Origin of the sequence: Deinococcus apachensis DSM 19763, assembly GCF_000381345.1 — a bacterium.
Taxonomy (GTDB): Bacteria; Deinococcota; Deinococci; order Deinococcales; family Deinococcaceae; genus Deinococcus; species Deinococcus apachensis.
In genome coordinates this window covers 212,933-235,548 of the sequence record NZ_KB906401.1, presented here as the reverse complement: position 1 = coordinate 235,548, position 22,616 = coordinate 212,933, and the positions used below count along the sequence as shown (strand labels likewise).

At 68.8% G+C, this 22,616-nt stretch carries 24 protein-coding genes; 16 read left to right on the top strand and 8 right to left on the bottom strand.

Annotated features, from left to right (window positions below; genetic code table 11):
- Positions 1–221 precede the first annotated feature (221 nt).
- Both F784_RS0109500 and F784_RS0109495 read left to right on the top strand, forming a co-directional pair.
- Positions 222–2,039 carry a DRA0282 family DNA-binding protein gene (locus tag F784_RS0109500; protein ID WP_245557806.1) on the top strand — a complete coding sequence of 606 codons (1,818 nt, stop codon included), beginning with the start codon at positions 222–224 and terminating at the stop codon, positions 2,037–2,039.
- Positions 2,040–2,054: 15 nt separating this feature from the next.
- Positions 2,055–4,199 carry a S8 family serine peptidase gene (locus F784_RS0109495; RefSeq protein WP_019586498.1) on the top strand — a complete coding sequence of 715 codons (2,145 nt, stop codon included), beginning with the start codon at positions 2,055–2,057 and terminating at the stop codon, positions 4,197–4,199.
- A gap of 89 nt (positions 4,200–4,288) precedes the next feature.
- Here the strand turns inward: F784_RS0109495 and cmk are convergent, their stop codons facing one another.
- Positions 4,289–4,918, bottom strand: a complete 630-nt coding sequence (gene cmk, locus F784_RS0109490) for a (d)CMP kinase (protein ID WP_019586497.1) — start codon at positions 4,916–4,918, stop codon at positions 4,289–4,291.
- Positions 4,919–5,001: 83 nt separating this feature from the next.
- Between cmk and F784_RS0109485 the strand changes: the two genes are divergently transcribed.
- Positions 5,002–5,814 (top strand): peptidylprolyl isomerase, encoded by an 813-nt coding sequence (locus F784_RS0109485; RefSeq protein ID WP_019586496.1) that lies wholly within the window; start codon positions 5,002–5,004, stop codon positions 5,812–5,814.
- Between the two features lie 67 nt (positions 5,815–5,881).
- On the opposite strand, the gene obgE is transcribed toward F784_RS0109485, so the two are convergent.
- From obgE to rplU, 3 genes are all read right to left on the bottom strand, one after another.
- Positions 5,882–7,183 carry a GTPase ObgE gene (gene obgE / locus F784_RS0109480; RefSeq protein WP_019586495.1) on the bottom strand — a complete coding sequence of 434 codons (1,302 nt, stop codon included), beginning with the start codon at positions 7,181–7,183 and terminating at the stop codon, positions 5,882–5,884.
- 234 nt (positions 7,184–7,417) lie between these two features.
- Positions 7,418–7,702, bottom strand: a complete 285-nt coding sequence (gene rpmA / locus F784_RS0109475; protein ID WP_019586494.1) for a 50S ribosomal protein L27 — start codon at positions 7,700–7,702, stop codon at positions 7,418–7,420.
- Between the two features lie 15 nt (positions 7,703–7,717).
- On the bottom strand, positions 7,718–8,017 hold the full coding sequence (rplU, locus tag F784_RS0109470) for a 50S ribosomal protein L21 (RefSeq protein WP_019586493.1): 300 nt from the start codon (positions 8,015–8,017) through the stop codon (positions 7,718–7,720).
- A gap of 358 nt (positions 8,018–8,375) precedes the next feature.
- On the opposite strand from rplU, the gene F784_RS0109465 reads away from it, so the two are divergent.
- The 7 genes from F784_RS0109465 to F784_RS0109435 all read left to right on the top strand — a co-directional run bounded on the left by F784_RS0109465 (position 8,376) and on the right by F784_RS0109435 (position 13,960).
- Entirely contained in the window at positions 8,376–8,738 is a 363-nt protein-coding gene (locus F784_RS0109465; protein WP_019586492.1) for a YkvA family protein, read from the top strand.
- Between the two features lie 34 nt (positions 8,739–8,772).
- A complete protein-coding gene (locus tag F784_RS0109460; protein ID WP_019586491.1) occupies positions 8,773–9,435 on the top strand; it encodes a response regulator transcription factor in 663 nt (220 codons plus the stop codon).
- A gap of 54 nt (positions 9,436–9,489) precedes the next feature.
- Complete coding sequence (locus tag F784_RS0109455) at positions 9,490–10,893, top strand: sensor histidine kinase (RefSeq protein WP_019586490.1); 1,404 nt, start codon at positions 9,490–9,492, stop codon at positions 10,891–10,893.
- The gene (locus F784_RS0109450) at positions 10,890–11,684 is read left to right on the top strand and encodes an NTP transferase domain-containing protein (protein WP_019586489.1); all 795 of its coding nucleotides are present in this window, start codon (positions 10,890–10,892) and stop codon (positions 11,682–11,684) included. The genes F784_RS0109455 and F784_RS0109450 overlap by 4 nt, the downstream gene beginning before the upstream one ends.
- 103 nt (positions 11,685–11,787) lie before the next feature.
- Positions 11,788–12,024, top strand: a complete 237-nt coding sequence (locus F784_RS0109445; protein WP_019586488.1) for a ferredoxin — start codon at positions 11,788–11,790, stop codon at positions 12,022–12,024.
- Positions 12,025–12,282: 258 nt separating this feature from the next.
- Positions 12,283–13,215 (top strand): magnesium transporter CorA family protein, encoded by a 933-nt coding sequence (locus F784_RS0109440; RefSeq protein WP_019586487.1) that lies wholly within the window; start codon positions 12,283–12,285, stop codon positions 13,213–13,215.
- A gap of 52 nt (positions 13,216–13,267) precedes the next feature.
- The gene (locus tag F784_RS0109435) at positions 13,268–13,960 is read left to right on the top strand and encodes a hypothetical protein (protein ID WP_019586486.1); all 693 of its coding nucleotides are present in this window, start codon (positions 13,268–13,270) and stop codon (positions 13,958–13,960) included.
- Between the two features lie 3 nt (positions 13,961–13,963).
- On the opposite strand, the gene F784_RS24510 is transcribed toward F784_RS0109435, so the two are convergent.
- Positions 13,964–15,037 (bottom strand): GGDEF domain-containing protein, encoded by a 1,074-nt coding sequence (locus F784_RS24510; RefSeq protein WP_019586485.1) that lies wholly within the window; start codon positions 15,035–15,037, stop codon positions 13,964–13,966.
- A gap of 184 nt (positions 15,038–15,221) precedes the next feature.
- Here F784_RS24510 and rdgB point away from each other — a divergent pair, with 184 nt between their 5' ends.
- Positions 15,222–15,809 carry an RdgB/HAM1 family non-canonical purine NTP pyrophosphatase gene (rdgB, locus tag F784_RS0109425; protein ID WP_019586484.1) on the top strand — a complete coding sequence of 196 codons (588 nt, stop codon included), beginning with the start codon at positions 15,222–15,224 and terminating at the stop codon, positions 15,807–15,809.
- A 67-nt stretch (positions 15,810–15,876) separates the two neighbouring features.
- On the opposite strand, the gene F784_RS0109420 is transcribed toward rdgB, so the two are convergent.
- Entirely contained in the window at positions 15,877–16,320 is a 444-nt protein-coding gene (locus tag F784_RS0109420; RefSeq protein ID WP_019586483.1) for a SufE family protein, read from the bottom strand.
- Between the two features lie 118 nt (positions 16,321–16,438).
- Between F784_RS0109420 and F784_RS0109415 the strand changes: the two genes are divergently transcribed.
- The 3 genes from F784_RS0109415 to F784_RS0109405 all read left to right on the top strand — a co-directional run bounded on the left by F784_RS0109415 (position 16,439) and on the right by F784_RS0109405 (position 18,165).
- Positions 16,439–17,299: a sulfurtransferase gene (locus F784_RS0109415; protein ID WP_019586482.1), complete on the top strand. Its 861-nt coding sequence runs from the start codon at positions 16,439–16,441 to the stop codon at positions 17,297–17,299.
- 149 nt (positions 17,300–17,448) lie between these two features.
- On the top strand, positions 17,449–17,847 hold the full coding sequence (locus F784_RS0109410) for a hypothetical protein (protein WP_019586481.1): 399 nt from the start codon (positions 17,449–17,451) through the stop codon (positions 17,845–17,847).
- Between the two features lie 69 nt (positions 17,848–17,916).
- Positions 17,917–18,165, top strand: coding sequence for a hypothetical protein (locus F784_RS0109405; RefSeq protein ID WP_019586480.1), 249 nt, complete (start codon positions 17,917–17,919; stop codon positions 18,163–18,165).
- 14 nt (positions 18,166–18,179) lie between these two features.
- Here the strand turns inward: F784_RS0109405 and F784_RS0109400 are convergent, their stop codons facing one another.
- Positions 18,180–19,139: a metallophosphoesterase family protein gene (locus tag F784_RS0109400; RefSeq protein WP_019586479.1), complete on the bottom strand. Its 960-nt coding sequence runs from the start codon at positions 19,137–19,139 to the stop codon at positions 18,180–18,182.
- Positions 19,140–19,210: 71 nt separating this feature from the next.
- Here F784_RS0109400 and F784_RS0109395 point away from each other — a divergent pair, with 71 nt between their 5' ends.
- Both F784_RS0109395 and F784_RS0109390 read left to right on the top strand, forming a co-directional pair.
- Positions 19,211–19,471, top strand: coding sequence for a hypothetical protein (locus F784_RS0109395; protein WP_019586478.1), 261 nt, complete (start codon positions 19,211–19,213; stop codon positions 19,469–19,471).
- A 26-nt stretch (positions 19,472–19,497) separates the two neighbouring features.
- On the top strand, positions 19,498–19,857 hold the full coding sequence (locus F784_RS0109390; protein WP_019586477.1) for an MmcQ/YjbR family DNA-binding protein: 360 nt from the start codon (positions 19,498–19,500) through the stop codon (positions 19,855–19,857).
- A 70-nt stretch (positions 19,858–19,927) separates the two neighbouring features.
- On the opposite strand, the gene alaS is transcribed toward F784_RS0109390, so the two are convergent.
- Positions 19,928–22,606, bottom strand: coding sequence for an alanine--tRNA ligase (gene alaS, locus F784_RS0109385; protein ID WP_019586476.1), 2,679 nt, complete (start codon positions 22,604–22,606; stop codon positions 19,928–19,930).
- Positions 22,607–22,616: the final 10 nt, after the last annotated feature.

The window sequence follows — 22,616 nt, the reverse complement described above, 5'->3', positions numbered from 1 at the left end:
TCCGGCAAGGGCCCTACTCCCTCACTAATCGACTGAAAAAGTGGGGCTCACCATGAGGGTTTCCTAATGAGGGGGTGGGGAATTCTTGCGCTCTGTAAAGACGGTCGATATTATGCCGCTCACCGGAAAAGTGTCCAAGGCGTCTTGGGCCACCCATCTCTCCTCTTCAGGATCACGGCAATCCGTGATGCTGGTTGCCATCCGGTATTCAAGGAGCCCTCATGAAACCACACCGCACCCTGCCCCTCATCCTTCTGTCGAGTGCTCTGCTGCTGGGAGCCTGTGGCGCTCCGGGCAGCAGCACGCCTCCTCCCACTTCCGAGATTCCGGTTAAGTCGGTAGTAGGTACTGGCTCCGCCACTCTCTCCGCCGATCTGGTGCGCTCAAATCGGGGTACAGCGGTCGAGAACAGCACGGTGTACCTGTACAAATCCGGAGACCACAGTGTGGCCGTAGGCAAGGCCTCGACGGATGCCAAGGGTTACGTGGAGTTCGCCAAGATTCCCGAGGGGACTTACGATCTGGTGTTCCTGAAGAGTCGGGCGGCGGGGTCGGAGTTCGACGGGGCAGTCGCCAAGGCGAACATCAACACCCGGCTGAAAGTCGCGCAGTTCGAGGCCGCTGACCCAAATGCGACGGCTGACGTGCCGCAGCTCAAGGTCGAAACGCCAGCGACCTTCAAGACCACGGGCGAGGTTGATACCTGGAAAACCCTCACGCCGGGCACCGCTTTCAACAATACGGTCAACGTCCGGGCCTACACAGTCGGCAACAGCGATACGTCGCGGGTGATGCGCTACTTCCTGTTCTCGCTTGTGAACATCGACGCCAAGGGTAACTGGTCGGACGTACGTCCCGGCACTGGGTTGTACACCCAGGATCCCGGCTACGTGACCCCCGGCGTGGGTGAACAGGCGCAGGACAGTGGCCTGGTCAGCCTTGACCCCACGGGCTTGAGCGGCGATGTGTACTTGCAAGTCGTGGGGCTGGACTTCAACTATAACCGGGTAGCGTACCTCATCCCCATCACGATCAACCGGACGGGAGCCATGGCCGTGGCCGCGCCCACTAACGTTCGTGCGGTGGCTTATACCCTCAGCGAGCGGATTGACTACCTGTACCGGGTGGAACGGCCCGATGCTCCAACCAGCGGTACCAACCTCTGGGTCACGACTTCCTGGGACGCGCCCGTCGACCTGACCGGTTACACCGGCTTCCGGGTGTTGCGGGCCACCAATGCGGCTGGCCCCTACGCTCAGGTAGCTTTTGCGGGCAGCGCTCAGTGCGCCAAGCCCGCCGATGACAAGGCCACCACACGCCGCTGCTCGGTGAACGACAACACGGCCACGCTGGTGACGGACCAGGACTACTTCTACAAGGTGGTCGCAGTAGGCAGTGATGAGGCGGCCAGCGCGGACCCCACACTGCCGACCACCCACACGCTTCCCGCCTTCCAGCCGAAGCTCCTCAGCCCTGGGAAGGATGTTCACGGGGTGGACCTCACGCCCACCTACACCCTCAAGCTCAATCTGTTCCAGATGGGAGCCACGGGCGCGCACCTGGACCTGCGGGTCGGTGACTTCCTCACCGGTGACAGCTACGCCTATGGGGCAAAGCGCCTGGTCGTGCGTAAGGGCTTTGACGCGGCGGGCAAGCCGGAAACCCAGATCCTCAGCAACCTCCAGGCCAGCAGTCTGTACTACGTCTTCCGGGACAGTTGGGCCACCGACAATGACCCCAAGACGGACAACGACACCGTGATCTACGACGCGGCCAGCGACGTGCTGAGCGTGCCGCACCAGTTCGAGAATACCCTGCTGGACCTGCCGGTGACGCCGCTCCAGGCCAACCGCCGCTACAGTTGGTTCCTCAACAAGGCCTACGCCTATCGCCTGGCTGATCCCAGCAAACCGGCCTCGGCCACCAACTATGTCGCCGCCTACTCGGTGTACAGCGACCCTGACAGTGCCGCCCTGATCGTGCCTGGTGGCGTCCGGCAGCAGTACACCGAAGTCAACGACTTCACGACCCGCGAGTGAATTGAGGAGTAACCCATGAAAAAGATTTCTCTTGCTGCGGTGGTCCTCACCGCGACGCTCGCGGCCTGTGGCCAGCAGGCGGTCTCCCCCACAGGCTCGGGGAGCACGGTGTCCCATCCTGCCTTCGCCACCATCGACCCCGCTCAGGTCGTCACGACCAAGAGCGGCGAGATGTACGTGCGTAACCAGCTCGTGGTGAACCTGCGCGGTGGGAGCGCTGAAGCCCTCGCCTCACGGTTGGGCGGCCAGGTCCTCGACCGCATTCCCGAACTGGACGTGGCCCTGATCGGCTTGCCCGCGGGCCAGGATGCCCGCACGGTGGGCGTGCGTTTGATGCGCGAGGGGCAGGTGCGGTACGCCGCGGCCCAGGTTGTCGAGCGCCGGGAGACGCCTGTGTTCCGCGACGCGGGTCTGAGTTCACAGGCAGCCAATCAGGTCTTTGATACCCTGCCGCAGTACGCGCTGGACAGCAACCACATGAACGCTCAGGCTGCATGGGACGCGGGCTTCACCGGTGAGGGCGTGAAGGTCGGTGTGATTGACGATCCCGCCGATGTGTCCCATCCCGACCTGTGGGCCAACTGGGCGGGCAAGGCCTTCGATCCCGTCACGAACACGACCTACACCGATGTCCAGGCCTGGATCGACGCCATCGACGGCATGGACGGCAAGGTCGACCAGAAGGTGGACCCCGAGATTGAGCACGGTACGGCGGTCACCTCGACCATCGCGGCGGCCAAGGATGGCAAGGGCATCTCGGGGGTGGCACCCGGCGCGAAGTTCTACACCGCCGCCATCTTCGAGCCTGAATTCGTCGGGGACTACTATGTAGCGCGGGCCGCGATCTGGTCCGTCAACCAGGGCAGCCAGGTCCTCAACAACTCCTGGGGCGGGTTGGGGTACTCGCCTCTCGTCAAGCAGGCCTTTGACTACGCGCTGGAGCGGAACGTCACGGTGGTAGCATCGGCAGGCAACACGGCCCGCGAGGAGTGGCGCAATCCTTCGCAGTACCCGGGCCTGATCTCCTCCGCCGCTCTGGACATTAACAACAACAAGGCGGGTTTCTCCACCTTCGGGCGCAACGTGAGTGTGGCTGCACCTGGGGTGGACGTGCTGCTGGCTTCTCCACTGTTTCTCAACAAGGACGGTAGCCGCAAGAGTGGGTACACCGCTCCCGGTGGCAGCGGTTATCAGCTCATCAGCGGCACCTCGTTCTCCGGGCCCTATACCTCGGGCGCGGCGGCAGTGATCCTGGGCGCCAAGCCGGGCCTCGACCCCTATCAGGTGCGCCGCCTGCTAGAGGAGACCGCCGATGGCAGCATTGGCAGCAACGCCGCGGGCTTCGACCGCGAGACGGGCTACGGCCTGATTCGCATGGACCGGCTTGCCGAGCGTCTCAAGAGTGGTGACATGCCTCAGGCGGGTGGGGCGGCCCGGGTGAGGGTCGAGGTGCAGACCCAGGGCGGCTACGTGCCCGGCATTCTGGCCGACGTCATCCTGGAGGGTGAGGGGACCGACGGCGCCGTTTATGCTGTGCAGACCGACGCAGACGGCTACGCGGACTTCGTGTCCATCGCGCCTGGGACCTACACCCTGCGGGTGGCGACTCCCGACCTCAGCCTAACGGGTGGGCAGACCAGCGAGCGTGACACCTTCGTCGGTAAACTTACGGTGGCCTCGGGCAGCGCGATCAGCACCGTGGCCGAGAACCGGGTGGTGCTGACGAGGGGGGCCGTGAACCTCAATCCGGTGGACCCGTACGAGCCCAACGATACCCTGGCGACCGCCAAGCCCATCGCCTACAACACCCGCACCCAGACGGCCTACATCTACGGTCAGGACCGCGACCTGGACTTCTTCTCCTTCCAGGGCACGGCGGGCGACGAGATCACCGCCAACGTGATCGCGCGCACCACCATCGGCGGCGGACTGGACTCGTTCCTGGTCCTGCGTGACGCCAGCGGCAAGAAGCTGACCTTCAACGACGACTCCAACGGACAGGATTCGTCCATCACGTACAAGCTGCCCGCCACCGGCACCTACTACCTGGAAGTGTCGAGCTGCAACATCCTGTGCAAGTCCGAAGGTGATGACCCCAGCCAGGGCAGCCCCGACGACAGCCCCTTCAACAAGTACATTCTGGAACTGCTCAAGCCCTGAGCCGAGTTTCCTCCCGCCGCTCCGCCCATCCGGGTGGGGCGGTTTTTTTGGGCATCACCAGACCGGGAGAAGGCGAAAGGACTGGACCCCTACGCCGTTCGCGCCGGTAACCCTGCCAGCACCGCCCCGATCACGCCCTCCAGTGAGAGGACGCTCGTGTCGATCACCCGGGCATCCGGGGCGGGGGCGCTCTGCCCGGCGTCGCGGCGGTCGCGCTCGACCAGGGCGGCCTCGATGGCGGGTACGTCCTCGGCCCGTTCACGGGCCCGGCGCTGGGCGCGGACACGGGGACTCGCCGTCAGGTAGAACTTCGCGTCCGCGTGGGGGAAGACATTCGTGCCCATGTCCCGCCCCTCGGCCACGAAGGGGTCGGGGAGGGCGCGAAGCTGGGCGTTCACCCACTCGCGCACCTGGGAAAGCCGGGCAACGGCGCTCACCCCCGCGTCCACCCGGGAGGAATGGAGGTCGTCCGTCAGGTCCCGTTCCTCCAGCCACACCCGGTTCCCCTCGGCCAGGGGTTCGAGCCGCAGCGGGTTCGCCTCCAGCTGGGCGAGGAGGGCCGGGGCGTCCTCCGGGTTCAGCCCGGCTTCCAAGGCGAGCAGGGTCGCGGCGCGGTACAGCAGCCCGCTGCTCACGTAGGGCACGCCGAGCGCCCGCGCGACGCCCGACGCGACGCTTGATTTTCCGCTGGCGGCCACGCCGTCTATCGTCACGATCACCCGCCCAGTGTAGGAGATGGGCCGGGAGAGATGCCCCTCTTTCGGCGGAGGTGACCCTCACCCGGTCCCGCTAGACTACCCCCGTGACCAAGCCCGCCCCCCTCCTCCTGACCGCGCTGCTCACCGCCCTCCTCACCCTGACCGCCTGCCAGAAAAAGGCCGACGCCAACGCGCAGACCAGCACTGACCAGGCGGCGACCGACACGACCAAGACGGACACCCAGGCCGATGCCAGCAAGACGGACAGCAGTGGAACGGACGCGGCCAAGACCGCGACGGTCACCACCCCCGGCCCCATCCCCTCGGGCTACACCCAGGTGCCCTTCCTGACCGACAAGCCGGTGCGCGAGTTCAAGTCCGAGCCCACGCTGAGCCTGCAGGACGGCAAGGACTACTACGCGCTGATCGACACTGACAAGGGCCAGATCCTCGCCGACCTGTACGAGCAGGAAACCCCCGTTACGGTCAACAACTTCGTGTTCCTCGCCCGCAACCACTTCTTCGACGGCATCCGCTTCCACCGCGTCATCCAGGACTTCATGGCGCAGACGGGCGACCCCAAGAGCGTGGAAGACGCGAAGAAGGCCGAATGGGGCACGGGCGGTCCCGGCTACCAGTTCGCCGACGAGTTCCGCACCAACCTGACCTTCAACAGCTCCGGCGTCCTGGCGATGGCGAACAGCGGCCCGGCGACGAACGGCTCCCAGTTCTTTATCACCTTCGCGCCCACCGACTTCCTGAACGGCAAGCACACCATCTTCGGCAAGGTTGTGAGCGGGGACGACGTGATGGGCAAGCTGACGCGCACCGCCGACACCAGCAGCGGCCAGGAGACCCCGATTGAGGGTGTGACGCCCGACAAGATCCTGACCGTGCGGATTCTGACGAAGGGCTGAGGGGGCAAACGAGCGAGGCGCCGGGAAGGGCACGTCCCCCCGGCGCCTCCTCCCTCGCCCGGCTGGGCTACTCCTCTTCCGCGAAATACTCGAAGCGGAAGTTGCCGATCTCGACCGTGTCGCCCTCGCGCGCCCCGACCCTCGCCAGGGCGTTGTACAGCCCCTGCCGCTTGAACAGGCCCGAGAGATATTCCGCCGCGTCCTCGATGTGGCGCGAGAAGCGGTTGATGCGTGCCTCGAAGCCGCCGCCGTGGACCTCCCAGACGCGCTCGGGCTCGCCGCCGGGCTTCTCGGGCGCGTCCTCGCGGAAGGTGATCGTGAGAGCTTCCTCGCGCACCTCCTCCGTCTCCTCCTCCAGTGCGTGGGTCTGCGCCCACAGCTCGCGGTCGGGCAGAAGCTGGAAGAGGGCGCTCCGCAGCTCGTCCAGGCCGGTGCCCTCCTTCGCGCTCACGGGCAGGACGGGCAGGCCGAACTCGGCGAGTTCATCCTCGACCATCGCCAGGAGGTCCTCCTCCACCAGCTCAATCTTGTTCAGCGCGACGGCGGCGACGTTCTCCAGCAGGGTGGGGTCGTACGCGCGCAGCTCGGCCTGAAGCTGGCGCAGCTCCTCCACCGGGTCGCGGGTCACGTCGAGCACGTACACCAGGAGCCGCGTCCGGCTGATGTGCCGCAGGAACTCCAGCCCCAGCCCCTTGCCCTCGGAGGCGCCCTCGATGATGCCGGGGATGTCGGCCATCGTGAACCGCTCCTCGCCGTCCGCGCTCTCCACCACGCCCAGGATGGGGGAGAGGGTCGTGAAGGGGTAGTCGGCGATGGCGGGGTTGGCGCGCGACAGGGCCGCGAGCAGGCTGCTCTTGCCCGCGTTGGGGTAACCGACCAGGCCCACGTCCGCGATCAGGCGCAGCTCCAGCCGCACGCGCCTCTTCTCGCCGGGGGTGCCCAGTTCCGCGAAGCGCGGGGCCTGTCGGGTGCTGCTCACGAAGGTGGAGTTGCCGCGCCCACCGAGGCCGCCCCGGGCGATGACCTTCTCCTGCCCCACACGGGTGAGGTCGGCAATCACCTTTCCGGTGTCGCGGTCGAAGGCCGTCGTGCCCACCGGCACGTCGATGTAGAGGTCCTCGCCGTCGGACCCCTGGCGCAGCCGACCCTCACCGTAGGCCCCGTTCTCGGCCTTGAACTTGCGCTTGCCGACCAGCCGCTCCAGGCTCTCGACCCCCTGAATGGCTCGCAGGACGATGCTGCCGCCACGCCCGCCGTGGCCGCCGTCCGGGCCGCCCTTTTCCATGTATTTGGCCCGGTGGAAACTCATGCTGCCGTCGCCGCCGTTGCCCGCGGCGACCTCGATGTCCAGCACGTCACGAAACGCCATAAATGCACTTCCTTTTGGCCCAGGCTTCCCCCACGAGCCGGTGAGAGAGGCGCCGGTCACCCTGAACGAAGTGAAGGGTCCCGCCTTTCGGGGATACTCCGCCGCGCTCAGCATGACACCTTCTTCTTTTGCTTGGCCGAGTTCGCCCGGAAAGGGGACTCGTGCTGACCTTGACCCGGCCTAAAAAAGCACGCCCCGCCTCGCTTCCGGGCAGGGCGTGCCTGAGAGCCTCGCTCAGTCGGCGGCGACTTCGGTGGTGGCCGCCGCCACCGTCTCGACGCTGATGAAGCGCCCGCGCTCGCCGCGGTTGGTGAAGACGACCTTGCCGTCCACCAGGGCGAACAGGGTGTGGTCGCGGCCCATGCCCACATTCGGGCCCGCCTTGAACTTCGTGCCGCGCTGGCGCACCAGGATGTTGCCCGCGACGACCTTCTCGCCGCCGAACTTCTTCACGCCCAGGTACTTAGGATTGCTGTCGCGTCCGTTCTTGGACGAACCCACGCCTTTCTTGTGTGCCATGTCAACTCACCTCTCTCAGGCAATGCTCGTGATGCGGATGGCCGTGTACTGCTGACGGTGCCCGTTGCGGCGGCGGTACTGGATGCCGCTCTTGTACTTGCGAATGTAGATCTTCGGGCCCCGGCCGTGCTCGACGACCTCGGCCGTCACCGTGAAGCGCGCGGCCTCGTCGCCCAGCAACGTGTGCCCGCCGCCCACCAGCAGGGGCTTGAGTTGAAGCTGGTCGCCCGCCTCGCCGGGGAGGCTCTCGACGCGCACAACGTCGCCTTCCTGCACGCGGTACTGCTTGCCGCCGCTCTGAATGATCGCAAACATCTCTTCAATCCTCCTGCCATCCTGCCTGGAAACGCTGCCCGGGCAGAGGCCAAGCTCGCCCCGGGGGCGAGTCACCAGTGAAAGAGGGTAGCACAGGGCCAGGGGTTAGGCCAAACACGAACGTGCCCGAACCGGACCTGGGCACCGGAACGAGCAGAAAGCATCACCCACCCCACGCGTCGGGGCGTTTTGTCGGTGATGTGCCGTTCCTTTTCCTCGCGTGTCCTCGCGGTACACGCCTGCTCACCCGGGGATGAGCCGCCTGTCTGATGACCTCCGGGGCCGGGCGCTCTGCCCATAGCCGCCCGGAAGTCTAGCATCCCGGAACCTTTTTTCCCAGCAGGACGTATTCCCCAGCGTGATCGCTCGCTTACGGCTCTTCTGGCGGGACGCGCTGGCGCTGCTCTTCGCGGTGGGGGACCGGCGAACGCCCACGAGGGCGCGGCTGGCCGCCCTGCTCGCGCTCGCCTACGCGCTGAGCCCGGTGGACCTGCTGCCGGACGTGGTGCCTCTGGCGGGGTGGGGGGATGATCTGCTGGTGGTGCCGACGATCCTGGCGCTGGCCGCGAGGGGACTGCCCGCCCCCGTGTTGGCCGACGCGCGGGTCAGGAGCACGCTCCTCCAGCGGCGTCTGCCCTGGCTGCTCCCGGGACTGGGTCTGCTGGCGCTCGTCGGCGCCGGTCTGCTGGTGTGGGGCCTCCTCCGGGCCCTCTCGGGTTAACCGCCCCCTAACCGCACCCTCTAGACTGGGGCCCATGCGGCTGCTGTTCGTCGAGGACGACCCCCGGATCGCGCAGCCCACCCTGGGTGCCCTGCGCGAGGCCGGGTTCGCGGCGACCTGGCGCCAGACCGGGCCGGAGGGGCTGGAAGAAGCCCTGCTGGGCGAGTACCCCCTGATCGTGCTCGACGTGATGCTGCCCGGCCTGGACGGTTTTTCGGTGGCGCGGGAGCTGCGCGGGGCGGGGGTGGACGCGGGCATCCTGTTCCTCACCGCCCGGGGCGAGCTGAGTGACCGGGTGGAGGGCCTCGACCTGGGGGGCGACGCCTACCTCGTCAAGCCCTTCGCGGTGCCGGAACTGCTGGCGACGCTGCGGGCCCTGACGCGCCGGGAGCGGGGGCAGGGGACGCCGCGTGTCTCCTTCGCAGGGGGGCGAGGCGTCCTCGACACGGTGGCCCGGACGGTCACCTGGGAGGGGGGGGAGGTCGCCGTGACGGCCCGCGAGTACGCCCTGCTCGAAGCCCTGGCCCGCTCTCCCGACCGCTGGTTCACCCGCGAGGAACTGCTCGACCGCGTGTGGGGGCCCGACTTCGGCGGCGAGGCTCGGATCGTGGACGTGTACGTGCGCTACCTGCGCCGCAAGCTGGCGCCCGAGGCGGTCAGCAGCGAGCGGGGGCGGGGCTACCGGGTGGAAGGGTGAGTGGGTAATGGCCCGTGGTGGGTGGATTGGGGCCGAGTCCGGCGGGGTCAGCACGTGGGCCTGACGTTGCCCCGCCTGACCCTGCGCGCCCGGCTGACCCTCTGGGCCGCGCTGGCGACGGCGCTGGCGGTCGCGCTCGTGGTGGGAGGGCTGTTCGTGGTCGTGAACCGGTATCTGCGGGCGGCGCAGGTGGCGGGGGTGCAGAGCGCGGCGAGCGCCGTGCAGGAGCGGATCGAGGGGGCGGTGGACCGGGCGGCGGAGCCCTTTGTGCCGCTCTCAGGCCGGGACCTGGAACGCCTCGCCGATGCCGATGACCAGACCCGCAACCTGGAACTGCGGCTCTCAGGGCCGGGGGGCAGCGCGCAGACGCCGCGTTTTCCGGCGGGGGTGGGGGCGAACCTGCCGCCGAACGTGTACGCGCTGGGTGACCGCTTGTTGGTCGTGCGGCCCCTGCGAGGCGGCACGCTGCTCACCGTGGTGTCGAACGCGCCGGTCCTCTCGCAGACACGGCGGGCCTTCGGGCAGGCGCTCGCGTGGCTGCTGCCCACCGCGATGGGGCTGTCCCTGCTGCTGGGCTGGACGGTCGCTGGGCGCCTCCTCGCCCCGGTGCGGGCGCTGGAGGGGGCGGCGCGGGAGATCGGGGCGGGGGGGAATCTGCGCCGTCCCGTCCCCGGGGCGGGGGAGGGCGACGAACTCTCCCGGCTGGGGCTGACCCTTCAGGACACCTTCGCCCGGCTTGCCGACGCCCGCGAGCGCGAGCAGGACTTCGTGCGGGCCGCCGCCCACGACCTGCGCAGCCCCCTCGCGGCCCTGACCGCCCGGGTGGACGCCACCCTCGCCCGCGACCGCGACGTCGAGCGCTACCGGCTGGAGCTGCGCGAGATCGGGATCGACATCACCCGGCTCTCGGACCTCGCCAACCACCTGCTGCTCCTCGCCCGCGACCCGGCGGCCCTGACGCGGGTGGAAGTGCCCCTGCGCGACCTTGCGGCGGACGCAGTGGACCGGGCCCGCGAGCTGCGCCCCGAGGCGGATGTGGACCTGATCGCCCCGGCACCCGTCACGGTGTGGGGGGACCGCGTGCTGCTGGGCCAGGCGGTGTGGAACCTCACGGCGAACGCGGTGCTGCACGCGCCGGGCGCGACGGTCACCGTCACGGTCGGGAGTGACAGCTCGGGTGGGGCAGCAGTCGAGGTCCGCGACGACGGCCCGGGGGTCCCGCCGGGCGTGCTCGCGCGGCTGGGTGAAGCTTTTTACCGGCCAGATGCCAGCCGCGCTGGTGTAGGCGGGCATGGCCTGGGCCTCGCGCTCGTGCGGCGGGCGGCGGAGCTGCATGGGGGCCGCCTCATGCTGGAGAGCCCGGCGGGTGGGGGGTTTACCGCCACGCTGCATCTCCCCGAACGGCCCCCATCAGGTGAGGCCAGCCGCGCGGAGCGGGTGCTAGGCTCTGCCGTATGACTCAAGGCAACGCCGGGCAGTGGAGCGCCGTCGTGCTGGGCGGCGGTGACCCCGGCGACCCCTTCGCGGCGGCGCACGGCGTCCCGGTCAAGGCGCTGATCCCGGTGGCGGGCGAGCCTATGGCGATGCACGTCCTGTGGGCCCTGCGGGAGAGTGGGAGGGTGGCCCGGGTCGCCTACGTCGGCCCGACCGTCCCTGCCATGGACGCCCTGATCGATGAGCGCGTTACCGATCACGGCACCCTGCTCAGCAACCTGGAGGCGGGCGTGGAGGCCCTGGCCGCCTCCGGCCTGGCCCCGGGCGAGCGCGTTCTGGTCGTCACTGCCGACATTCCCCTCGTGACGGCGGCGCAACTCGCGGAGGTGCTGAACACCGCCCCGGCGGGGGCCGGACTGGTCTATCCCGTCGTGCGCCGAAGTGACTGTGAGCGGGCTTTTCCCGGCGTGAAGCGGACCTATGCCCAGCTCCGCGACGACACCTTCACGGGCGGCAACGTGTTCCTGCTCGACCCGCGCCTGATCGGCCAGTTCCTGCCCCGCCTGCGCGAGGTGCTCGCCGCACGTAAGGCGCCGCTGAAACTCGCGGGCCTGATCGGGCCGGGCGTCCTGCTCAAACTGCTGACCCGCCGCCTCACCGTGCGGGAGCTGGAGGAGCGGGTCAGCGTCATCCTGGGTGTCCCGGCCCGCGCCCTGATCACCCCCCACGCCGCCATCGGCACGGACGTGGACAAGGAGGACGACCTGCGGCTTGCCGAGACGCACCTGGGGCGCATCTCCTCTCCCCAATCCTGACCTGCCCACTTGGTTTTTACCGCTCCTGGGCGGGCAAAAGTTTGTCCACTTTGTGAGGCGGTCGGCCTTGTCACGCTCCGGGGGCGCGGGCATACTGTGCCCCATGCCGCACATCATCACCAGCCCCTGCATCGGTGTGAAGGACCAGGCCTGCACCGAAGTGTGCCCCGTGGAGTGCATCTACGACGGTGGCGACCAGTACCTGATCCACCCCGACGAGTGCATCGACTGCGGCGCCTGCGTGCCCGCCTGCCCGGTGAGCGCCATCTTCCCGGAAGAGGACGTGCCTGCCGGGGAAGAGGAGTTCATCGTCAAGAACAAGGCCTTCTTCGGGCTGTAAAGGCCCTCGCGCTCCCGTCCCGGTCCAGTGCCGGGACGTTTTTCTTTGGCAAGGATCCCCTTGCCCCCGCTGCGTTCCCCCCGCTAGCATGGCCGATGGTGCCCGCCGTCCCGCGCGGCCCGGAGAGGAGGTGATGACGTGAATCCCGAACCCCAGACCGAGCACGACCCGCCCAGTTTGGCTGCCCCTTCCGGCTGCACGCCATCCCACTCCCGGAGGACGCACCATGCACAAGACTGAACACCAGGCGGGGCGGCCATGCTGACCTACTACCGCAGCATCGGCGGCAAACTCCAGGTCCTCGACGGCTACATCGACGGCTGCTGGATCAACGCGACTGCCCCCACCGCTGAGGAACTCGCCCGGGTGAGCCGCGAGACCGGCCTCCCCCTAGATTACCTGAGTTACCCCCTCGACCCCGACGAGCGTTCCCGCTTCGAGCGCGAGGACGGCCAGCTCCTGATCATCATGCAGACGAGCTACCGCCTGGGCGAGGACAGCGACATCCCCTACGACACCGTGCCGCTGGGCATCCTGCACACCGACCACTGCCTGGTGACCGTGTGCACGACCGAGAATCCGGTCGTGAACGACGTGGTGAACGGCCTGGTGCGCCGGGTCTCCACCGTCAAGAAAAACCGCCTGACCCTGCAACTGTTCCTGCGAAACGCCCAGCGGTTCCTGATCGACGTGCGGCAGATCAACAAGCAGGTCGACCGTATCGAGGACCGCATGGAGACGGCCACCCGCAACCGGGAGCTGATGGACCTCCTGAAGCTCGAAAAGAGCCTGGTGTACTTCATCACCGGCCTCAAGGCGAACGAGGCGATGATGGAGCGCGTCAAACGCGACCGCATCTTCGAGATGTACGAGGAGGATTCCGACCTGCTCGACGACGTGCTGATCGAGAACCTCCAGGCCATCGAGATGGCGAATATCGCCAGCAACATCCTGACGAGCATGGCGGGCGCCTTCGCCTCCGTTATCAGCAACAACGTCAACCAGGTCGTGAAGGTGCTGACGGTCACGACGATTCTGGTGGCGATCCCCACGCTCGTCACGAGCATCTTCGGCATGAACGTGCCGCTGCCGTTCCAGCACAGCCCCGAGGCGCTATGGCTGGTGCTGGGCATCGCCGTCATGCTGGCCGCGACGCTCGCCTTCCTATTCTACCGCTGGCGGGTGTTCTGAGGAGCCCTCAGCGGTCAGCTTTCAACCCGGATGGTGGAGGCACGGTTCTTCCATGACTGATCCCCTCGCAGGCACCCGCTTCGCCGTCTACCTCTGCCCGCAGGGGGACGATGCGTACTACCGCCTGGGAAGCGAACTCCTGGGCTTCGACGTGCGGGCGGGGCGTGAGCTTCCTCTGCCGGACTTCCTGCGCCGCAGGGATCAAACCGACGCGGGGCCATATGGCCTGCACCTGACGGTCGTGGAGGGCTTTTCCACCGACCCCGCGTGGTGGCCTGACATCGAGGCGGAGGCGCGGGCCTGCGTCGCCTGCCTCACGCCGGGCTCGGCCCTCACCCTGACGGGGGGCCGAATGGAGGTCTGGGACGACGGCGAGACCTACGTTCACCGCTTCGACGCCAATGCCCCGCTGCTCGTGCTGCACACGCTGCTGCTCGCCCGGCTCTCGCGCTTCGTGACCGCCTCGCCCTTCGACGAGCAGGTGGCGCAGGGCAAGTACGCGCGGCCCTTCGAGGGGGCCAGGATGCGGCTCCTCCACACACCGCGCGGCCTGGACTCCTGGCAGCCGCATTTCACGCTCGTGCAGCCCTACGGCGGAGATGACCCGGCGGGCTTGCGCGAGCGGTTGGAGGAAACGACGGCCCCGCACCACGCCCAGACGTACCGCGCGGTCACCCTCTTCGAGAAGCGGGAGGGCGAGGAGCGGTGGCGGGTGTGGGCGGACCTGCCGCTGGGCGATACCTGAGCCTCAGGCCGGGACATCCTCCCGGCCGAAGTCCAGGCCCCAGCCCAACCGCAGACCGCGTGTCCGCTGCCGTTTGACGCCGTACATGCGCGAGTCGGCCAACGAGAGCCAGTCGTGAAGGGTCGCCCCGGGCTGGGCCTGCGCCGCGCCCCCCTGAAGGCAGACCGGCCCGAGTCCGGGCGGCCACGGGGCGCGGCGCAATCCCTCCTCGATCCGCCGCGCCAGGTCACCCAGCCGGTCCTCGGCCTCCCAGACGAGGAGGGCGAACTCGTCGCCGCTCAGGCGGAAGACGGTTCCCGGCACGGGCAGGGCCTCCCGGAACACCTGCCCCAGGGTGAACAGGACCGCGTCGCCCACCGGGTGCCCGAAGGTGTCGTTGACGCTCTTGAAATCATGCACGTCGAGCATCACCAGGGTCAGGTCGCGCCCCTCGCGGCGGGCCGTCTCCAGGGCCAGCGGCGCGTCCCGCCCGAAGGCGCGGCGGTTGGCGAGGCCGGTCAGGGGGTCGGTCAGGGTCGCCCGCTCCAGCTCCTCGCGCAGCCCGGCATTTTCCAGGGCGATGGACACGTGCTGGCCCAGCAGGTCCAGGAATTGCAGGTCGGTGTCGTCGAAGGCGGCGAGGGCGTAGCTCTGCACCGAGAGCACGCCGACGCGGGCGCCCCGGACCTCCAGCGGCACGAACAGCATGGAGAGGGTGGGTTCTCCGGGTTCCTCCTCCCCGACCTCCAGCAGAACCTCGTCGTGGTCCACCAGCCGCCGGACGCGCACGGGATGCCGGGCCAGGTAGGCCGCGATGTCGGGGATGGAAAGCGGGTCCCCCCGCAGCACCGTCTCCAGAATCCCCTCGGGGTAGAAGGGGAGACGCTGGGTGTACCGCTGCTCGCCCTCGTACAGTTCCCACCGCCAGTCGCCGCCGGGCTCCAGCAGGGCCAGCAGCGTGACCTGGGCGGGAAAGAGCGCGCCCGCCTGGCGGTGGACGGTCTGCACCACCGCGTCCACCTGCCCACTGCTGCGCGCGAGGGCGGCCAGCATCTGCACGAGCTGGTGATACCGCCTGAGTTGGGCTTCGGCCGACATTGGGAAGGGGACACTCCGGGGCGAGGGGGAGGGGCGACAAATCTGGGACCCGCGCCCCCACTCTGCCACTGCCGCTCTCACAGGTTGCTGTCAAGCGTCACGGCGAAAAAACCTCACGCGCCCACCCCCGTCCCTCCCCTACACTCAGCGGGTGACGAGTGATGCAGGCAGGAGTGGCGACGGGATGCGGGTGGTCGTGGCGACGGGGAACGCCGGAAAGGTGCGCGAGATCGAGGAGGCCCTGGGCAGCCTGGGCTGGCGGCTGGAGGGCCTGAATGGCCTGCCGCTGCCCGAGGAGACGGGCACCACTTACGAGGAGAACGCCGCACTCAAGGCCTGCGCGGCGGCCCTGACCACGGGCCTGCCCGCCCTGGCGGACGATTCCGGCCTGGAGGTCGAGGTGCTGGGCGGGCAGCCCGGCGTGTACAGCGCCCGCTTCGGGAACCGCGCGACCGACACCGAGCGGAACCTCTACCTGCTCGAACGGATGCGGTACATGGCGAATCGCCGCGCGCGGTTCGTCTCCGTGGTCATCCTGGCCCATCCCGACGGCCAGATCGAGACGTACCGCGGGGAGCTGACCGGCACCCTGCTCGAAGGCCCCCGCGGCGAGAACGGGTTCGGCTACGACCCCCTCTTCGTCCCCGACGGCGAGACCCGCACCCTGGCCGAGATGACGGTGGCCGAGAAGCGCGCGATCAGCCACCGGGGCCGGGCGCTGGCGGCCTTGATGCAGGCCCACGCGGACGGTCGACTGACGCCGTCGAGCTGAAAGTAAAAGATACAGCGGCCAGTCCGGGTGAATCTCGGCTGGCCGCTAGTGGTTGAAAGGGGTCTTCCTACGCCCCCGTGTGTTCCCGCACGTCGTTCTTCAGCCGCATCAGGATGGCGCCCATCCCCCGCAGGCGCATGGGCGTGATGAGTTCGGTCAGGCCCATGTCCATATAGAACTGATCCGGGATGTTCAGGATCGTCTCGGGCTTCTCGCCCTGCAAGGCCTCGTGCAGGATGCCCGCATAGCCGCGGACAGTGGGCGCCTCCTCCGGCACCTTGAAGTACATGTTCACGCCGCCCTGTTCGTCCCGCTCGGTGACCAGGAAAAAGGGGCTGGCGCACTCGGGCACGGGTTGCAGGAACTCGGGATGCTCAACGTACTTCTCGGGCAGCGGGGGCAGCTTGCGGCTGTATTCCAGCAGGGCCTGGAGGCGCAGCGGCTTGGGGGCCGACCGGAACACGTTCACGATGTTCTGGAGCTTTTCGGGCAGGGGAGCGGGCTGGGTCATGCGGCCACTGTACCCCCGGCGCCGGGCGGGCTATGGTAAGGCCTGTCCAGTTGACCTTTTTGGTCAATGAATGACGCGGGTGGGTAGAATCGGTTCCGACGAGCCAGAGGAGGCAGACATGGAATACGCGAAAGACGTGCTGGTAAGCACCGACTGGGTGGCCCAGAACCTGAACACCCCCGGTATCCGCCTGATCGAGGTGGACGAGGACATCCTGCTCTACGACACTGGGCATGTCCCCGGCGCCGTGAAGGTCGACTGGCAGCAGGACTTCTGGGACCCCGTCATGCGCGAGTTCATCGGGCCGGAGGAGTTGTCGGCGCTGCTCGGTCGCCTGGGCCTGAGACAAGGCGACCAGATCATCCTGTACGGCGATAAGAGCAACTGGTGGGCCGCCTACGCCTACTGGTTCCTCAGCTACAACGGCGTTCAGAACCTGCGGCTGATGAACGGTGGTCGCCAGAAGTGGGTCGCCGAGGGCCGCGAGCTGACGACCGAGGCGCCCTCCTACGAACCCACCACGTATCCCACCCTGCGCCGGGACGAGAGCCTGCGTGCCTACCGCGACGAGGTGAGGGCGCACATCGAGGCCGTGCGGTCGGGCCAGGGCGCGATGGTGGACGTCCGCAGCCCCGACGAGTTCTCGGGCAAGGTCACCCACATGCCCAACTATCCGCAGGAGGGCGTGCTGCGCGGCGGCCACATCCCCGGCGCGCGGAACATCCCCTGGGCGCGGGCCACGAATGAGGACGGCACCTTCAAGACCGCCGACGAGCTGAGCGCCCTGTACGCGGGCGAGGGCGTGACCCCTGACAAGGACGTGATCGCCTACTGCCGCATCGCCGAGCGGAGCAGCCACTCCTGGTTCGTGCTGCGCGAACTTCTCGGTTACCCGAAGGTCCGCAACTACGACGGCTCGTGGACCGAGTGGGGCAACGCGGTCGGCCTGCCCATCGAGAAGACGTACACCGAGGCCTGAGCAAAGGGTGGGAAGGGCCGGGGGCACTCATCCACCCCGGCCCTTTCTTCATTCTCCGGGGAAAACTGCGTTTTGGTGCCTTTTTTCACGCCACCCCCTCCGGTCAGGGGAAGCGCGGGGGGGTCGCCACTCACTAGGGTGGATGGGTGATGTTCGTGATGCTGCTGGTTCTCCTCGCCGCGGTGGCGGGCGCGGTCCTGGTCCTGAGAAAAAGCCGGGGCGGCAGCCCCAAGCCCCCCGGAACCGCCGGGCTGGACGAGGAAACAGCCGCCCGCCCCGAGGTCGACGCCGCCTCGGTCGCGGCCGCACGTGCCCGCGTCTCGGAGGTCGTCCCTGACGAGGTGCTGTCCGACGCCCTGCTGGACGCGACGCCGAAGCAACTGGCCCATCTGTTCGCCGCCGTCCCGGAGGACGTGATGGCCGCCGCCTTGGGAACTGGCAAGGGGACGCCCCGGGAGCAGGCCCGCCCGGAAGACCTCGCGCAGCTTCGGGGGGCGGGTAGGGCGGTGGACGACCTCGAAATCTTCAGCTTCGGGGAGAAGAGTTAAACGGGGTGCGGGCGGCGGAGGAGTAAAGTTGGGCGCCTCACTTGGCGTCCTCCCCACAAAAGGAGCCGGATGGACAGCGGAGCGATCGAGCGGGCTGTCTTCAGCAGCCAGGATGTGGGGGGTCGCTGCCTGCAGGTAGACATCGTGGAGGGCAGCCAGGTGCACTGGCGTCTCACGTCCCCGCGGGGCACCTATGACTCGTTCTGCAACGTGCTGGAGGAGCTGCCCCTGCTCGTGGCAGCGAAGCTTCCCCCTGACGGGGAGTTGTACGAGCCCCTCCTGTGGGAACTGGAACTGATGGGCCTGCGGGGACCATGAGGCGGCCTGTGGCCCTACCGCAGACTCTCCACCCGCGTGACCGGTCCGCCCAGACCGTTCAGCCGTGCGGGGAGGGACGACACCGGCACCTCCGCGCCCGTTTCGGCATCCACCGTGAGGAAGGTGGCACTCCCCGAGGCGAGGTCGAAGGTGAGCAGGCTGAGGGTGCTGCGGGCCGTGTCAGGGCGGCCCGCGTAGTCGCGCCCGCCGATGCCGCCCGAGGCGAAGACGTTCAGCCGCCCCAGGCGGCCCGGGTAGAAGGCGGCGTGGTGCCCGCTGAGGTAGGCGAGGACCCCGCCCCGCTCCATCACCTCCCGCAGTGACGCGGCGTCCCGGATGACCTCGCCCGGTCGGTTCTTGTCCGCGCTGACCCCCGCCAGAGGCAGGTGCCCCAGCACGATCGTGGCCCCCGCCGCCCGCGCTGGGGCCGAGGCGAGTTGCCGGGCCAGCCATGCCCGCTGCTCCGAGCCGACGTTCGGCCCGCTCGCGTCGAGCGCGGCCACGAACAGCGACTTGCCCGACGCCCCCAAAGTGAAGCTGTACCGGAAGGGGAAATGCGCCCGGTCGGCGAAATTCAGCGTGGGTGGATGGGCCGTCCAGTACGCCGCCGCCTCGCGTCGGTCGCGCGTCAGGGAGGCGTCGTGGTTGCCCAGGGTGAAGCCGAAGGGAATTTCGGCGGCCCGCAGCGGCGCGTGAACGTCGCGCTCGAAGGCCGCCCACATCGCCCGCACCCGCGCGTCCGTGAGAGCGGCCCGCTGCCCGGCGATCAGGTCGCCCGCCGACAGCACCGCGTCCGGCCTCCACTCCCGCATAATCCGCGCAACGCTGCGGTGCAGGGCCGCCGGGTAGACCGTGCTGCCGTAGGGGCCGTTGAAATCGCTCAGCACCGCCACCCGCAGCACGTCCGGGGCAGGGCGGGGCGTGCCCGAGAGCAGCAGCGGAGCCAGGACCAGCGGCAGGAGGGGGCGGCGCATCCCCGGCAGTTCATCACGAAACCTTGAGCGAAAGGTTGGATAGCCCTGACATCCCGGCGCCACGCTGGGGCATGACCCAGGACGACCGTGACCCCCTGCCCGTGATCCCCGGCCTCGCCGTGCGCCCCCAGGAGACGGAGCAGACCTCCACCGAACAGGGTCCCGCGCCCGCAGACTTTGCCACCCGCGAGGCACCTCCCATCCCCGCCCCTTCCGGCAAGCACCTGGGGGCCGAGGAGGTCACCGCCCTGCTGGGCGACGGCAGCGAGGAGGTGGAGGCGAACCGTGCCCTCGAAGGGGCGGAGGGCCTGAGCCCGGACACCGAGAGTTGAGGACCCAGGTCCCCCATACTCTCCCCATGCGTTCCATCGCCGACGTGCGCGCGGCCTGCGCGGCCCTGCCGGGTTCGTCCGAGACGTTTCCCTTCGGCCCCACGGCCCTGGTGTTCAAGGTCGGCGGCAAGATGTACGCCCTGACGGACATCACGGCTGACCCGGTGACACTGAGCCTGAAAGTCCGGCCCGAGGACAGCGAGGAACTGCGCGCGGCCCACCCGGCCATCCAACCCGGCTACCACCTCAACAAGCGCCACTGGATCACGGCCACGCTGGACGGAACGCTGCCGGACAAGTTATTGAACGACCTGCTGACCGGGAGCCACGCCATGGTCGTCGCCAGCCTGACGCGGGCCCAGCGGGCGGAACTGGGGCTGGGGTGAGGAACGAGCGGGCGTGACGGAAAAGGGCCGGAGAACTTGCGCCCCGGCCCTAAACATGTCCCACCCTGGTTTACAGCGCCGTTTCCAGCGCCCCCAGCGCCGCCTCCGGGTTCTGGATGCCCGCCTGCGCCATGTCGGGCCGCCCGCCACCCTTGCCGCCCGCTGCCGCCGCGAGCTTGCCCACGAGTTGCCCCGCGTGCGCCCCACGCCCGACGGCGTCCTTCGTCGCCTTCACCACCAGGCCCCGGTCGCTGGCGATCACGGCGAGGTCCGCGCCGCTCTGGTCGAGCAGCTTGTCAGCGGCGCCCCGCAACTCGTTCCCCTCGATGCCGGAAAGCCGCAGCGCCGCGACCCGGAAGCCACCCAGATCGCGCACCTGCTGCCCCGCTCCAGCCCCGCCGCCCATCTGAGCCTCCGCGAGCTGACGGCGGACCTGCGCCGTCTCCTGTTGCGCGGCCTTGAGCCCCGCCTGCAACCCCGCCACACGCGCCTCCAGCCCGTCCAGGCCGGTGTTGAGCAGACCCGCCACCCGGCCCGCCGTCTGCAGCCGCTCGCGCATCCAGGCGGTCGCCGCCTCGCCCGCCAGCGCCTCAATGCGGCGCACCCCGGCAGCCACGTTCTCGTCGGACATAATCACGAAGGCGCCGATGTCCCCGGTGCGGCGAACGTGCGCGCCACCGCACAGCTCCATGCTCGTCACCGTCCGTCCCTCGAAGGGCACGCCGCCCTCCACGCTCACCACGCGCACGGTGTCGCCGTACTTCTCGCCGAAGAGGGCCGTGGCGCCCGCCGCCCGCGCCTCCTCCAGCGGCATCTCGCGCCAGGTCACCGGGAAGTTGGCGCTCACCCAGCGGCTCACCAGGCGCTCGATCCCGGCGACCTCGTCCGTGCTCAGGGCCGCCCCGTGCGTGTAGTCGAAGCGCAGCCGCTCGGCCGCCACGAGCGAGCCCGCCTGCCGCACGCCCGAGCCCAGCACCGCCCGCAGCGCCGCGTGCAGCAGGTGGGTGGCGGTGTGGTGGCGCTGGATGGCCTGGCGCTCGCCCGACACGATCCCGCGCACCGCAACGCCGGGTCGCAGCTCTCCCTCCTCCACGAGCACGTCGTGCAGGAACACGCCCGCCGGGGTCTTGCGGGTGTCGCGCACCAGGCCGGAGCCGCCGTCCCACTCCAGCCGCCCGGTGTCGCCCACCTCGCCGCCGCCCTCGGCGTAGAAGGGCGTGCGGGAGAGCACCACGGTCGCCTCGCTGCCCGCAGGCAGGTGCGAAAGCCGCTCGCCCGCGCCGACCAGGGCCACGACCTCACCCTGCGCCTCCAGCTCCTCGTAGCCGACGAAACGGGTGGGGGAGAGGCCCTCAAGCGCCTCCTGGTTGCCGCCGAAGAGTTCCGACTTGCCGTACTTGCTGCCCGCGCGGGCGAGTTCCTGCGCCTTTTCCAGGCTCTCGGCGTACTCGGCCTCGTCCACCGTGATGCCGTATTCCTCGGCAATCTCCTTCGTCAGGTCGAGGGGAAAGCCGTAGGTGTCGTACAGGACGAAGGCCTCCTCGCCGGAGAGGGTCGCGCCGCGGTCCAGCCCGCTCAGCAGCGACGTGATGCGCTGCGTTCCCCCCTCCAGCGTCTTGAGGAAGCGTTCCTCCTCCGCCCGGATGGCCGCCGTGACGCGCTCCTCCTCCGCCATGAGTTCCGGGTACGCGCCGCCCATCTTCTCCACGACGAGGGGCACGAGTTTGTAGAGGGTCGGCTCGCGCAGGCCCAGCAGGTAGGCGTGGCGGCTCGCCCGGCGCAGAATCTTGCGGACCGTGTAGCCGCGCCCCGTGTTCGACAGCGCCACCCCGTCCGCAATCGTCATGCTCACGCTGCGGATGTGCTCGGCCACGACCCGGTGCGACAGGCTCTGCGGCCCCTCGTAGGGCCTGCCGCTGAGTTCCGCGATCCGCGCGATGACCGGAGCGAACACGTCGTTGGAGTAGAAGTCGTACACGTCCTGCACGACGGTGGCGATGCGCTCCAGCCCCATGCCGGTGTCGATATTCTTGAAGGGCAGGTCGGCCAGCACGGGCGTGCCGTCGGGAAGGGGGTCCTGGCGGTCGTACTGCGGGAAGACGCAGTTCCAGATTTCCAGGAAGCGGGCGCTCTCGCGGGTCTGGGCGTAGTCCGCCCAGGTGTCGTCGCCGTACTTCGGCCCCCGGTCATAGAAAATCTCCGAGCACGGCCCGCACGGCCCGTTCGGACCCTCCTTCGGCGCGTCGGCGGGCCAGAAGTTCTCGTCGGCCCCGAAGCGCAGGATGTGGTCCTCGGGCAGCCCGATCTCCCGCGTCCAGATGCCGAAGGCCTCCTCGTCCTCCTCGTACACGGTCGCATAGAGTTTGGAGGCGTCCAGGCCCATCCATTCCGGGCTCGTCAGGAACTCCCACGCCCAGGTCAGCGCCTCACGTTTGAAGTAGTCGCCGAAGGAGAAGTTGCCCAGCATCTCCAGCAGCGAGCAGTGCCGCAGGGTGCGCCCCACGTTCTCGATGTCGCCCACCCGCAGGCACTTCTGTGCGGTCGTGACCCGCCGGTTCTCGCCGTAGCCGGGGAACCTGGCCGGGGCGCCCATGAACTGCGGCTTGAAGGGCTGCATCCCCGCGACCGTGAACAGGGTGGTCGGGTCGGGCGCGATCAGCGAGTGGCTGGGCAGGCGCAGGTGCCCCTTGCTCTCGAAGAATTGCAGGTACTTCTCCCGAATTTCAGAGGTGGTCAGCGGCCCGGTCATGGGGCAGAGT